This window comes from Streptomyces achromogenes (assembly GCF_030816715.1).
Taxonomy (GTDB): Bacteria; Actinomycetota; Actinomycetes; order Streptomycetales; family Streptomycetaceae; genus Streptomyces; species Streptomyces achromogenes_A.
Genome location: NZ_JAUSYH010000001.1, coordinates 8,481,564 through 8,494,046 on the forward strand (window position 1 = coordinate 8,481,564; position 12,483 = coordinate 8,494,046).

The window sequence follows — 12,483 nt, forward strand, 5'->3', positions numbered from 1 at the left end:
GGCGCAAGCGTCGCGAAACCCCGGTTCGGCTGCGCCGCGGAAGGGGAGCCGGAGTCCGACGGCGGGCTGCGTAGAGTGCCGCCCATGACCGTCGCGCGCTCCCTGGTCCTGTTCCTCGCCGCCGCCCTGTTCGAGATCGGCGGGGCGTGGCTGGTCTGGCAGGGGGTGCGCGAGAACAGGGGCTGGATCTGGGCCGGCGCGGGCGTCGTCGCCCTCGGCCTGTACGGCTTCGTCGCCACCTTGCAGCACGACGCCCACTTCGGCCGTGTACTGGCCGCCTACGGTGGCGTGTTCGTCGCCGGGTCGATCGCCTGGGGCATGATCGCCGACGGCTATCGACCCGACCGGTACGACGTCGTCGGCGCCCTCGTCTGTCTGGCCGGCATGGCCGTCCTGATGTACGCGCCGCGCGGGAACTGACCCGGACCGCCGCGCGCCTTTCCGGGGTGCGGCCGCCGCACGGCTCCTTCGCCGCCGCCCGAGCGCCGGCCGGGACAGGTCCTACGCCAGGGGCGCGGGCTGCTCCCCCGAGCCGCGGACGATCAGCCGGGTGGGGACGGTGATGGTGTGGGCGCGGGCGCGGTCGCTGTCGAGCCGGCTCAGCGCGGTGGTGGCCGCCGCCCTGCCGAGTTCCTCCGCGTCCTGGGCGACCACGGTCAGCGCCGGTTCGAGGGCCTCCGCGAGCGCCACGTCGTCGAAGGCGACCACGGCGACGTCCTTGCGTCCGCTGCGGGCGAGTTGGGCGACTATGCCCAGCGCCATGATGTTGTTGCCGGCGAACAGCGCGGTGGGCGGGTCGGCCAGGCCGAGGAGCCGGGCGGTCGCCTCCTCGGCGCCCCGCTGGTCATGGGCGTTGGCGACGAGTGCGCGGTCGTGGGCGATGCCGGCCTCGGCCAGTGCGGAGCGGTAGCCGGCCAGACGTTCGCGGCGCGTGTAGAGCTTCACGGGGAGGTCGCCGACGAAGCCGACGCGCCGGTGGCCGTGGGCGATGAGGTGGGCGACGCCGTCGTGGGCTCCGGCACGGTTGGAGCTGACGATGCTGTCCGTGGCCAGCCCGACGCCGGGACGGTCGAGGAAGATGACGGGGAGGCCCGCCGTGCGGTGGGACTTCAGGTGGGAGTGGTCGGCGCCGACGGACGGGACGACCATCAGGATGCTGACCCGGCGGGCCAGGAACTTGTCGGTCAGGGCGCGTTCGCGGTCGGGGTCGTCCGCGGAGGAGCCCATGAGCAGGGTCAGTCCGCGGTCGCGGACGGTGTCCTCGATGGCGCGGGCCACGGCTCCGAAGAACGGGTTGGCGAGGTCGGGGATGACCAGGCCGATGGTGGTGTCCGGGCCTCCGACGCGGATGTTGCGGGCCATCAGGTTCGGCTGGAAGCCGAGCCTGGCCACTGCGGCCAGTACCTGTTCCCTGGTCTGCGCGGAGGCGGGCCCGTCCTCGTTGAGGACCCGGGAGACCGTCTTGGCGCTGACGCCGACTTCTCGCGCGACGTCGGCCAGGGTGGGGCGGCGGTTGGCTGCCATGGAGGTAACCGTCTCCTGAGGGCTCTCGGTTCCGGCCGCGGCCTCGGCCGGAACGGCGAGAGCGGTTGTGCTGTCAGGTGGCCTGGACACCGGCGGCCTTGGCGGCCTCCGAATCCGCTACGACAGTATCCCCGGCCTCGTCGACGGTGAGTGCGCCGGTCATGATGGCGACGACCTCGGCCATGGAGTAGTCGGAGGGCTTGATCAGGGCGGCGCGCCGGCCGAGGCGGTGGACGTGGATCCGGTCGGCGATCTCGAAGACGTGCGGCATGTTGTGGCTGATGAGGACCACCGGCATGCCCTTGTCGCGGACGCGGCGGATCAGGTCGAGGACCTGGCCGGACTCCTTCACGCCGAGGGCGGCGGTGGGTTCGTCCATGACGACGACCGAGCGGGCCCAGGCGACGGCGCGGGCGACGGCGACGGCCTGGCGCTGTCCGCCGGAGAGGGTCTCCACGGCCTGGGTGAGCGAGCGCAGTCCGATCTTCAGGTCGGCCATGTGCTCGGCCGCCTCCTGGCGCATGCGCTTCTTGTCCAGCATGCGCAGGGCGCTGCCGAGGACGCCGGTGCGGCGCAGTTCACGCCCGAGGAACATGTTGGAGGCGATGTCCATGGAGGCGGCCACGGCGAGGTCCTGATAGACCGTCTCGATGCCGTGGGCCTGGGCGCTCTGCGGACCGGAGAACGTGATGGGGCTGCCGTTCAGCCGGATCTCGCCCGCGTCCGGGACGACCGCGCCGGTGAGGGCCTTTATCAGGCTGGTCTTGCCGGCCCCGTTGTCGCCGATGACGGCCAGGACCTCGCCGGGCAGGAGGTCGAAGTCGGCGCCGTCGATGGCGGTGACCTGGCCGTACCGCTTGACCAGGCCGCGGGCCTGCAGCACGGGCGTGGGGGAGGAGGTGGCGCTCATCGGGCCTTCTTCCGGGAGATCTGGTCGACGGTCACCGCGAGGATCACCAGGACGCCGGTGATCAGGGTCTGGTAGATGGAGGCGACGCCCATCAGTTGCAGTCCGTTGCGGAACACACCGACGATGAGGACGCCGATGAAGGTGCCGAGCACCGAGCCGCGTCCGCCGAAGAGGCTGGTGCCGCCGAGGACCACGGCGGTGATGCTGTCGAGGTTGTCGGTCTGTCCGGCCTGCGGATCGCCCACCCCGGTACGGGAGATGAGCAGCAGGGCGGCGATGCCGTACAGCAGTCCGGCCACGGTGTAGATGCCGATGGTCAGGCGCGAGGTGCGGATGCCGTTGAGGCGGGCGGCCTCGGCGCTGTTGCCCAGCGCGTATACGTGCCGGCCCCAGCCGGTGCTGCTCAGCGCGTAGGCGAGGAGCAGGAACAGGGCGATGGTGACCAGCGAGCCGTAGGTGATGTCCGTGTGACCGAGCGGGAAGGTCTCCCCGAGCGCGGTCAGGGAGCCCGGCAGGCTGGTGACCGTCTGCTCCTCGGAGTAGATGTGGGTCAGCGCGAACGCCACGTTGAGCATGCCGAGCGTCACGATGAACGGCGGCAGCGGGATCTTCTGCACGAGCAGCCCGTTGAGCAGCCCGAAGCCGCCGCAGACGGCCAGACCCAGCGCGATCGCGACGAGCGGCGGGACCGAACCCTCGGCGGCCATCTTGGCGATCACGATGCTGCCGAAGGCCATCACCGCCCCGCACGACAGGTCGATCCCCGCCGTGAGGATGATCAGGGTCTGTCCGATGGCGAGGGTGCCGACGACCATGACCTGCTGCACGATCAGCGAGAAGTTCCCGCCGGTCAGGAACTGGTCGGTCGAGAAGGAGAAGAAGGCGCAGGCCAGGAGGAGGGCTGCCAGGGGTCCGGTGGTCGGCGCCGTGAGCAGTCTGCGGACCGTGGTCGGTGCTTTGAGCTCCGAGTACGGCGTGGTCGTGGCTGTCATGCGAAGTCCTTGTCGGAAGACAGTTGTCCTTGTCGGAGGACGGGGGCGAAGCCCCCGCCGCCGGGACAAGGGGGGCGGTCGTCCGGGGAGGTGGGCCGGCCGCCCCGCTGAGGGGAGTGACGTGTCGTACGGTCCTGCGGGGCGGCTCAGCCCCAGCAGTTCTCCAGGCCGTAGGCGGTGTCCTTCGACGCGACCCCGTCCTGTGCCTTGTCGCTGATCAGCGTGACGCCGGTGTCGGTGTAACCGGACGCCTTCTTGCCGTCCTTGGCGTACGTCACGACGGCCTTGACGCCCTCGGCCGCCATCTTCAGCGGGTACTGCTGCGACGTCGCGGCGATCTTGCCGTCCTTGACCGCCTGGGTGCCGGTACAGCCGCCGTCGACGGAGACGATCAGGACGTCCTTCTCCCGGCCCTTCGCCTTCAGCGCGGTGTAGGCGCCCAGCGCCGCCGGTTCGTTGATCGTGTAGACGACGTTGATGTCGGGGGACTTCTGCAGGCAGTTCTCCATCGCGGTCTGGCCCTTGGCCTGGTCGCCGCCGGTGTCCTGGGCGCACACGACGTCCTTGTCCGTGGCGCCGAAGCCCTTCAGGAAGCCGTCGTGCCGCTGGACGCCCACGGAGACGCCGGGCGCCAGGTCCAGGGCGGCTATCTTCGCGGTCTTGCCCTTCATGGCGGCCTTGGCGTACTCGCCGATCAGCTGGCCGGCCTTCAGGTTGTCGGTGGCGAAGAGGGCGTCGACCGCGCTCTGCGGGTCGGTCGGCGTGTCCAGGGCGATGACCAGAACACCCTTGGCACGGGCCTTCGCGATCGCGGGCACGATCGCCTTGGAGTCGCTCGGCGTGATCAGGATGCCCTTGACCCCGGCGGCGACCATGTTCTCGATGGCGGTGACCTGCCCGGCGTTGTCCCCGTCGAACTTGCCCGCTGCGGTGGAGAGCTGGGCGCCGTTCTCCTTGGCCGCCTTCTGCGCGCCCTCCTTCATCTTCACGAAGAAGGGGTTGGTGTCGGTCTTCGTGATCAGCCCGACCTTCACCTCGCCCGAGCCGGAGCTCGAGGAGCCCGAACCGGAGCCGGACCCGCAGGCCGTCAGGGTGAGGGCCGCGACGCCCGTGACCGCGGCGACTCTGAGGAGGGAGGAGGACAGGCGAGTGGTGCGAGACATGATCGACTCCTGTGGGATAGCGGGCGGCACCGGGTAGGGATCAGAGCGTGCCGCCCGGGGTGTCATCGTTGACTTATGTCATCGTTGACACTTCCTGGCGAGGATGATGGACTCCGGATCCCGGCAACGTCAATGCCTTCCACCCGTCACAAATCGGCAACGCCCCCAGCCGCCGTCTCCGCGCAGCCGCTCGGCCGCGGTGGCTCCGGGCCGCCCCTCCGTCCCGTCCGCCCGAGCCGCCCACAGCCGTCCACAGCCGTCCTGAGTCGTTTTCCGTACCGTTCTCCGAGTTGTTTCCGAGCCTTTTCCCCGCCTTTCCGAGAGAGAGCAGCCCATGAGCCCGCGTCAGATCACCGTTCTGGGAGAGTGCGTCGCGGACGCCTTCGCGGAACCGGTCAACGCCTCGAACGAACTCGCTCTGCGGGTGCTGCCGGGCGGCGGACCCGCGAACACGGCAGTGGCGCTGGCCCGGCTCGGCACCCCGGCCCGCTTCCTCGCACGGCTGTCAGGCGACGTGTTCGGCCGTCTGTTCCGGGCCCATCTGGAGGAGTCCGGCGTGGACCTGTCGTACGCGATTTCCGCCGCCGAGCCCAGCACACTGGCGGTGGCGGAGCTGGACGCCCGTGGTCAGGCGGCCTACTCGTTCCACGCGCAGAACACGGCCGACTGGCAGTGGACGGCCGGGGAACTGGCGGCGGTGGACCTGTCCGGGACGGCCTGCGTGCACACCGGGTCGCTGGCACTGGTCCGCGAACCCGGCGGAGCGGTCGTGGAGGAGTTCCTGGCGGCGGCGGCTCCCGAGGCCACCATCAGCATCGACCCCAACGTCCGGCCGCTGCTCGTGCGCCCCGAGGTCTACCGTGCCCGGCTGGCGCACTGGTGCTCCCTCGCCGACATCCTGCGGCTGAGCGAGGACGACCTGGAGCTGCTGATGCCGGGCGCCGGGCCGGAGCAGGCCTGCGACACCTGGCACGCCGCGGGGGTGCGGCTCGTGGTGATCACGCTCGGCGCCGACGGCGCACTGGCGTCGCTCGACGGTGAACGGGTGCGGGTGCCCGCGGTGACCACGCGGGTCGTCGACACCGTCGGCGCCGGGGACTCCTTCACCGCCGGACTTCTGCACCACCTCGGCGCCCGCGGACTCCTCGGCGGCCGGCTGGCCGGTCTCGGCCTCGACGAGGTCGCGGAAGCCTGCCGGTTCGGCGCTCGGGTCGCGGCCCTGACGTGCTCGGTCGCCGGCCCCAATCCGCCGTGGCTGGACCAGCTGGCAGAGCTTTCGCCCACCGGCGGAGCCTGAGCGTCCGGACCGACCGGCCGGACGCGGTCCACGCCGGGCCGTTGACGCGCGGGGCGGACCGCGCCCATCATCGGCCCACCCGATGTCATCGATGACACAAGCCGGCGGCGACGTCGAACGGCCGCCGCGCACAGCTCGCCACACCGCCCCTGACGGACAAGGACACGAGACCGTGAAGAAGACCCTGCTCGCCGAGTTCACCGCCCGCGAAGGAGCGCAGGACGAGGTCGCCCGCCTGATCGGCGACTACGCCCTCGCGGTGCGCGAGGAAGAGGGCAACATCGCCTTCGACGTCTACACCAAGGCCGCCGAGCCGCGCGCCTTCTGGATCTTCGAGGTGTACCGGGACGAGGACGCCTTCCAGGCCCATCTGAACGCCCCGTACGGCGGTCCCTTCAACGCCGCGCTCACTCCGCTGATCGAGGAGACCGCCTCCGTGCTGACCTTCCTCGACCCGTTGGCCTGACGGACGGACGGACCGGCGAGCGGACGGGTGGACCGGCGGACATTCGGGCGGACGGGGGACGGCGGGACGGGGGGACGGGGGGACGGGGGATCGTCGGGCGAGACCGGCCGTCGTCCGGAGTGCGGGGCGGCGGCGAAGACGGCTGATCGCCGCACGCGTAATCTCCGTTGCCGACAAGCGGTGCCGGCCGCGATCCTGAGGCCATGAGGTACGTCGTATGCGGCTGAGGCTGCGGCAGTTCAGGCCCCGCACGGGTCCGCACGAGCATCGCGTCGTCCAGCCGTGGGAGCCTCCGCGCCGGATCTCGCTGAGCGCACCCGAGCCCATCGGCGCCCTGTTCGGCGACCAGGGAGGGCTGCGCCTGCTCTCGGGGTTGTTCTCCTTCGCCGCCTACTCCCGGCACACGATCGTCCACGTGCCGCTGCGCGACTCCCCTCAGCCCGACGAGGGCTTCGGCACACCGGTCGACCTCGTCCTTATCCATCACACGCTCGGTCTGCGCGCCGCCAAGTGGCCAGAACTGCGGCGCAAGTTGGTGCACGGCACGCCCCTGACCGCAGGCACCGACGAGAGCCGCACCGCCAGGGACGCCGCACGGTGGGTGGAACGCGAGAGGTGGGCCGACTTCCGAGACCAGGTGCGGCACGCCACCCACGCCGGCACCTTCTTCCTGTTCGGAAGCCGGGACGTCTTCGCCGCGGCCGCGACGGACCTCGCCGAGGCGGCCGGTCGGGGCCCGTGTCAGAAGGGCGTCGCCCAGGGCCACTCGGCGCTGATGACGACGCTTCCCAGGCTGGCCCAGCCGCCCGGCGGCGGCCACGACGTCGAGGTGCTGGTCCTCTTCAAGCCCCATCAGCCCCATCAGCCCCATCAGCCCCATCAGCCCCACGCCCACGTCGCACGTCCCGGGAGTTGAGCCGGTCGGCGGAAACCGGCCCCCGGCGCTGGTCGCCGCTGTCGCGGCGGAGGCGGTCGGTGTGGCGGGCCACGTCGTCCACGCGCGCGGCGAGTTCGGGATGGTCCGGGGTCAGATACGAGCGCGTGCCGGCCAGGGGGCCGACGAGGGCCGCCGCGTCGTCGGCGGCGAGGGCGGCGGAGAGTTCGACGAGGGGGGTGCGGGCGGCGGCGGGCAGGTCGCCGAGCGCGGTGATCTGTCCGGCGAGCCGGCGCAGATCGGCGGCGTTGGCACGCGCCCAGGCGGTGACGGTGCGGTCGGCGGCGCGGCGGTCGCGGGTGGCCTGGACGCGTTGCTCGCCCGTGGAGCCGGGGTTCCCGGGGCGAACGCGCAGGTAGCGGCGTTCGGCGGCCTGGCGGCTGGAGACGCCGAGGGGGTGCGCGAGGTCGGCCCAGCTGGCGCCCGCCTCCCGGGCCTCCTCGATCAGGCCCGGCTCCCATCCGGCGAGCCTGTCGCGCACTTCGCGGAGCAACAGGAGTGCGGCGAGCGCCTGTTCCGAGCTGGGCCGGGTGGACGCGGGAGGCCCGCCCGCCGGCGGGCTCCCGGCGGTGCGCAGCGCCTCGTTGATCGTGTCGAGGGCCGCGGCCGCGAGGAAGGACGCGGGCGTGACGGGGTGCGGGCGGTGGTGATCGGCGTCGGTCATGTCGCCTCCGGGGGCGTCGTCATCGTATGGACGACATCTTGCTTGTCATCGTTTCGATGACATGTTACAACGGTGGCAGGTCACCCCGCATTGGCAGCAAGTGCCTGAACCGAACACTGGAGGTGTTTCCCGATGTTGATGCGCACCGACCCGTTCCGCGAGCTCGACCGACTCACCCAGCAGCTCCTGAACACCACGGGAACGTGGTCGCGCCCGTCGGCGATGCCGATGGACGCCTACCGTGAGGGCGAGGAGTACGTGATCGCCCTCGACCTGCCCGGTGTCTCCCCGGACGCCATCGACATCGACGTCGAGCGGAACATGCTGACCGTCAAGGCCGAGCGGCGGCCCGTCGCCAAGGCGGACGACGTGCAGATGGAGCTCAGCGAGCGGCCCCTGGGGGTCTTCTCCCGGCAGCTCGTACTGGCGGACACCCTCGACACCGAGCGCATCGAGGCGGACTACGACGCGGGTGTGCTGACCCTGCGCATCCCCATCGCCGAGCGCGCCAAGCCCCGCAAGGTCGCCATCGGCCGCGGCTCCTCGCACCGGCAGATCAGCGGCTGACTCCCCGCTCCCGGGCGACTGCGGTGGCCGGCGGGCGAACCGCCGGCCACCGCTCCCCGATTTCCCCACCCGACCCCGATCACCTCAGACGAGAAAGGCATCCGCGTCACCGATGATCACCCTGCAGGAGCCATGCCGGTCCACCGTGGGCATGACGTTCGAGCAGATGCTGGAAAGAGTGCGGTACGAAGGCGCGTATCCGACCCGCGCCCAGGCCGAGGAGTCCGCGCGCGCCGTGCTGGCCGCGCTCGGGCGTCAACTCGCGGGCGACGAGCGGGTGGAGCTCGCCGCCAGGCTGCCGCACGAGGCGGCCGTCGCCTTCACATCGGCGACTTCCGACGCCGAACGCCTCACGGGTTGGGGCTTCGTCAAGGACCTGGCGTCCCGCACCGGCGCCACGGCGGCCACCACCCGCTGGGACGCCAGCACCGTCCTGCGGGTCGTGGCCCAACTCGCCGGCGAGGAGTTGCTCGGCCGTGTCCTCGACCGGCTCCCCTCCGGCTACGCCCTGTTGTTCGGCCGCGCCGAACTCACCCAGGCGGCCTGAACCGGGGAGGGGAGGGGGCGTACCGCGAGCGCCCCCTCCCCTCTTCCACGGTCAGCCGTTGCCGAGAAGTTCGTTCATCTCGGTGATCTCGGCGGTCTGCGCGGCGACGATGTCGTCGGCCAGGGACGTGGCGGGCGCGTACGCGCCCTTCTTCTTCTCGGCGGTGGCCATGTCCACGGCACCCTTGTGATGGTCGACCATCATCGCGAGGAACCTGGCGTCGAAGTCCTTGCCGGACGCCTTCCCGAGGGCGGCCATGTCCGAGGCGGCCATCATGCCGGGCATCCCGGAGCCCGAGTGATCCATGCCGGGCATGGACTCCGCGTCGCTGCCGGAGGAGCCCGGGACATCCTCACCCCAGGACGTCAGCCAGCCGCTCATGGTCCTGATCTCCGGTTCCTGCGCCTTCTCGATGCGCGCGGCGAGGTCCTCGACCCGGGCCGAGGACGCCCGCCCGGCGGCCAGCCGCGCCATCTCCAGAGCCTGCCGGTGGTGCGGGATCATGCCCTGCGCGAAGGACACGTCCTGCGCGTTGTGCGCGCCGGCCGACGCCGACGTGGAGCCGTGAGCGGCCGTAGGCCCGCTGCCGCTGCCGCTGCTGTCGCCGCCGCCACCGCAGGCGGCGAGAACGAGCGCGGCGACCGCGCAGGCGGCCGAGACGGCGGCGCGGCGGGTCAGGGTACGAGTGTTGCGCATGCTGAAACTCCTGTGGGGTCGTGCGAAAAGGGGATCCGGACATGCCGCGGCACAGAGGGTCGCCGTGCAGGCGGCGTGGTGCGTGCTGTCTAGATCCGCAGGAGTTGCAGTTCCGCCAGAGAGGGCGGCGCGCGTGCCTCGTCCGGGACCCGGGCCGCGTACGAGCGCGCGGCGTCGGTGCGCACGGGCACGGCCACCGGGTCGGGAACGAGAGCGGCGAGAGTCGGCGCACCGCTCACCGCGGCCGCCGCGCAGGTGGGGTCGGCGTGATGGAGGTGGCCCCCGTCGCACCCGCCGTGGTCCCCGGCGCAGTGCTCGTGCGCGCCGACCGCGACAGCCCTCATGTGCCCGGGCCCGGCGTGCTCGCGGACGGCGCCCCCGGGCGCCAGGGCGTGCATGGCCAGGAGACCCGCCAGCAACCCGAACACCAGCAGCGCACGCCACCGCCGTACAGGCGACGGCGCGAGGCGCTGCTCCGGGATCGTCATCGGATTCATCCTAGGGGGAACGTCGCGGACGGACTCATCGACGGTGTCGGCTCGGCGGTGTCAGCCGTGGGTACGGTCGTCGGCCCGTCGGCGTTCACCGCCGGGCGGCGCGCGTCGCGAGCCGCGGCGCTCAGAACGCGTAGCGGATGCGCAGCCAGGGGGCTCGGGCGGCCACCAGCGCACGGAGGCGTGACACGGCCGGCGACTTGGTGGCGCTCGCGTAGCGGACGTTCAGGGCGCCGTTCTCGGAGCGTTTGGTCTCCTGCAGGTCCGGTCGCCACAGGACGTCCTCGGCGCGAGGGTGCCACCTGAGGTTGACCTCGTGCAGCTCCCGGTTGTGCGTCAGCATGATCACCTCGGCGGCGGCCTGCCGCTTCACCCGGTCGGGCAGGACGTCGTCCAGGTGCCCGAGCAGATCCGCCCAGGCCTGCTCCCAGCCCGGACGGACGACGACCGGGGACAGGTTGAAGTGCACCTCGTATCCCGCGTCGAGGAAGTCCGCGGCGGCGGCGATCCGCTCGGCGACCGGTGACGTGCGCACATCCAGCAGCCGGGAGTCCTCCGGGGGCATCACCGAGAAGCGGACGCGGGTCCGGCCACGGGGGTCCAGCGCCAGCAGGTCGGGGTTGACGAACTTCGTCGCGAAGGAGGCCTTGGCTGTCGGCCACCGCCGGAAGGCGTGCACGAGATCCGCGGTGTTGTCGCTGATCAGGGCGTCCACCGAACAGTCGCCGTTCTCCCCGATGTCGTACACCCAGGCCTCGGGGTCGCACTGGTTCGGCTCGGTTTTCGAGCCCTGCCGGGTGATGTGACGGCCGATGTGGGCGACGATCCGGTCGATGTCGGTGAAGACGGTGATCGGGTTGGCGTATCCCTTGCGGCGCGGCACGTAGCAGTAGGCGCAGGACATCGCGCAGCCGTTGGAGGCGCCCGGTGCGATCCAGTCGGCGGACCGGCCGTTGGGACGTGTCCTCAGTGACTTCCGCTCGCCGAGGACGAGCGTCTCGCCCTTGACGCGCACCCAGCGCGCGACGTTGCCCTCATTGCCGTGCAGCCCGGGGATGCGCCAGTGGGACTCGACCTCGACCAGACGGGCCCCGGGGAAACGGCCGATGATCTGCCGGCCCCGCGGCGAGGCCGCGGCCGCGGGTTCGGCGTGGATCTCCCGCACGCACAACAGACGGTGTGCGGCGTCGGAGTCGCGAAAGGACGGCCGGCCGGAGCTCGCCGTCACGGGCTCGGGGCCGAGGGCGTCGAGCCCGAACAGGGCGTCGGCGTCGTCGGCCGAGGCGGCGAACGGCTGGCGCATACACATTCCGGTGGGGTGGAGGTGGACGAGCGGAACTGGCCGGATCGACAGCGAAGGCGTACGGACTACCCACTGTACGACCGCCTGGATCAGCGCCGACCGTGTCCCGGGGTGGGGCACGCCCTCAGCGAGCGGCCTGCATCACGTACAGGGCGCCGATCGCCGTGGCGAGCGCGCCGAGGAGGAGCCGCAGAGCGGTCTCCGGGAGTCGGGGCTGAAGACGTGCGCCGAGGTACCCGCCCAGCAGGCCGCCGACTCCGCAGGCGAGGCCCAGGAGCCAGTCCGGCGCCGCCTCCCCGCCGCTGACCGTCGACAGCAGGGCGAAGGTGATCGCGCCGACGACCGAGGTGACGAACGTCGAGGCGAGAGCGGCCGGCGCGACGAGGGCGACGGGCAGTCCACGGCCGACGAGGATCGGACCGAGCAGCGACCCGCCCCCGATTCCGTAGATCCCGCCCACGATGCCGACGGCCAGAGCGAGCACGGTGACGGAGGAGGAAGGCGGCCCATCGGCGGCGGTGGCGGCGCCGGTGCCCCGGGCGGGCGCGGGCCGCAGGGTGCGTGCGCACAGCCACAGGCCGAGCGGGAGGAGGAGGGCCGCGATGAGGAGGCGGAACACACCCGGCCCGGGGAGGGCGAAGACCCGCATCGTGGCGCCGAGGACCACGCCGGGCACGGTGCCGGTCACCAGGCGCCGCGTGAGCGGGCCGTGCAGCACGCCGGTCCGGTTGTGGCGCCACAACGCGCCCGGTCCGGCGACGAGGTTGAAGAGGAGGTTGGTCGGCGTGACCGCGGGGTTCGGCACGCCGAACACGCTCAGCTGCACCGGGAGGAGGAAGACCGCCCCGGACACGCCGACCGGCGCGGTCACGACCGCGATCGACAGCCCCCGCCACCAGCCCTCCCAGGACCGTCCACCATTCCAC

General features: G+C 71.9%; 15 protein-coding genes. 6 read left to right on the forward strand and 9 right to left on the reverse strand.

From position 1 onward, the window contains the following. Window positions 1-84: 84 nt before the first annotated feature. Window positions 85-420, forward strand: a complete 336-nt coding sequence (locus QF032_RS37230) for a YnfA family protein (RefSeq protein ID WP_307048873.1) — start codon at window positions 85-87, stop codon at window positions 418-420. A gap of 81 nt (window positions 421-501) precedes the next feature. Here QF032_RS37230 and QF032_RS37235 read toward each other — a convergent pair whose 3' ends face one another. The 4 genes from QF032_RS37235 to QF032_RS37250 form a co-directional block, all read right to left on the reverse strand. Next, on the reverse strand, window positions 502-1,524 hold the full coding sequence (locus QF032_RS37235) for a LacI family DNA-binding transcriptional regulator (protein WP_306945986.1): 1,023 nt from the start codon (window positions 1,522-1,524) through the stop codon (window positions 502-504). A 73-nt stretch (window positions 1,525-1,597) separates the two neighbouring features. Further along, window positions 1,598-2,434, reverse strand: a complete 837-nt coding sequence (locus QF032_RS37240) for an ATP-binding cassette domain-containing protein (RefSeq protein ID WP_307048875.1) — start codon at window positions 2,432-2,434, stop codon at window positions 1,598-1,600. Next, window positions 2,431-3,426, reverse strand: a complete 996-nt coding sequence (locus QF032_RS37245) for an ABC transporter permease (RefSeq protein ID WP_307048877.1) — start codon at window positions 3,424-3,426, stop codon at window positions 2,431-2,433. The genes QF032_RS37240 and QF032_RS37245 overlap by 4 nt, the downstream gene beginning before the upstream one ends. Window positions 3,427-3,572: 146 nt before the next feature. Then, the gene (locus tag QF032_RS37250) at window positions 3,573-4,589 is read right to left on the reverse strand and encodes a sugar ABC transporter substrate-binding protein (protein ID WP_306945981.1); all 1,017 of its coding nucleotides are present in this window, start codon (window positions 4,587-4,589) and stop codon (window positions 3,573-3,575) included. 334 nt (window positions 4,590-4,923) lie between these two features. On the opposite strand from QF032_RS37250, the gene QF032_RS37255 reads away from it, so the two are divergent. The 3 genes from QF032_RS37255 (at window position 4,924) to QF032_RS37265 (ending at window position 7,268) form a co-directional block, all read left to right on the forward strand. After that, window positions 4,924-5,886 carry a carbohydrate kinase family protein gene (locus QF032_RS37255; protein WP_307059536.1) on the forward strand — a complete coding sequence of 321 codons (963 nt, stop codon included), beginning with the start codon at window positions 4,924-4,926 and terminating at the stop codon, window positions 5,884-5,886. Window positions 5,887-6,058: 172 nt separating this feature from the next. Next, window positions 6,059-6,352: a putative quinol monooxygenase gene (locus tag QF032_RS37260; RefSeq protein WP_306945979.1), complete on the forward strand. Its 294-nt coding sequence runs from the start codon at window positions 6,059-6,061 to the stop codon at window positions 6,350-6,352. A gap of 217 nt (window positions 6,353-6,569) precedes the next feature. Continuing rightward, the gene (locus tag QF032_RS37265; RefSeq protein WP_307059538.1) at window positions 6,570-7,268 is read left to right on the forward strand and encodes a hypothetical protein; all 699 of its coding nucleotides are present in this window, start codon (window positions 6,570-6,572) and stop codon (window positions 7,266-7,268) included. Here the strand turns inward: QF032_RS37265 and QF032_RS37270 are convergent. Then, window positions 7,195-7,950 carry a type III effector protein gene (locus QF032_RS37270; RefSeq protein ID WP_307048883.1) on the reverse strand — a complete coding sequence of 252 codons (756 nt, stop codon included), beginning with the start codon at window positions 7,948-7,950 and terminating at the stop codon, window positions 7,195-7,197. The two genes, QF032_RS37265 and QF032_RS37270, sit on opposite strands and share 74 nt — an antisense overlap. 132 nt (window positions 7,951-8,082) lie before the next feature. On the opposite strand from QF032_RS37270, the gene QF032_RS37275 reads away from it, so the two are divergent. Further along, window positions 8,083-8,517 carry an Hsp20/alpha crystallin family protein gene (locus QF032_RS37275; protein WP_306945973.1) on the forward strand — a complete coding sequence of 145 codons (435 nt, stop codon included), beginning with the start codon at window positions 8,083-8,085 and terminating at the stop codon, window positions 8,515-8,517. 151 nt (window positions 8,518-8,668) lie between these two features. Beyond that, complete coding sequence (locus tag QF032_RS37280) at window positions 8,669-9,064, forward strand: DUF2267 domain-containing protein (RefSeq protein ID WP_307059540.1); 396 nt, start codon at window positions 8,669-8,671, stop codon at window positions 9,062-9,064. Between the two features lie 51 nt (window positions 9,065-9,115). On the opposite strand, the gene QF032_RS37285 is transcribed toward QF032_RS37280, so the two are convergent. The 4 genes from QF032_RS37285 to QF032_RS37300 form a co-directional block, all read right to left on the reverse strand. After that, window positions 9,116-9,760, reverse strand: a complete 645-nt coding sequence (locus tag QF032_RS37285; RefSeq protein WP_307048886.1) for a DUF305 domain-containing protein — start codon at window positions 9,758-9,760, stop codon at window positions 9,116-9,118. 89 nt (window positions 9,761-9,849) lie between these two features. Next, the gene (locus QF032_RS37290; RefSeq protein ID WP_307048888.1) at window positions 9,850-10,248 is read right to left on the reverse strand and encodes a DUF6153 family protein; all 399 of its coding nucleotides are present in this window, start codon (window positions 10,246-10,248) and stop codon (window positions 9,850-9,852) included. A 130-nt stretch (window positions 10,249-10,378) separates the two neighbouring features. Then, complete coding sequence (locus QF032_RS37295) at window positions 10,379-11,557, reverse strand: spore photoproduct lyase family protein (protein WP_307059542.1); 1,179 nt, start codon at window positions 11,555-11,557, stop codon at window positions 10,379-10,381. A gap of 124 nt (window positions 11,558-11,681) precedes the next feature. Next, a complete protein-coding gene (locus QF032_RS37300) occupies window positions 11,682-12,428 on the reverse strand; it encodes a TSUP family transporter (protein WP_307059544.1) in 747 nt (248 codons plus the stop codon). Window positions 12,429-12,483: the final 55 nt, after the last annotated feature.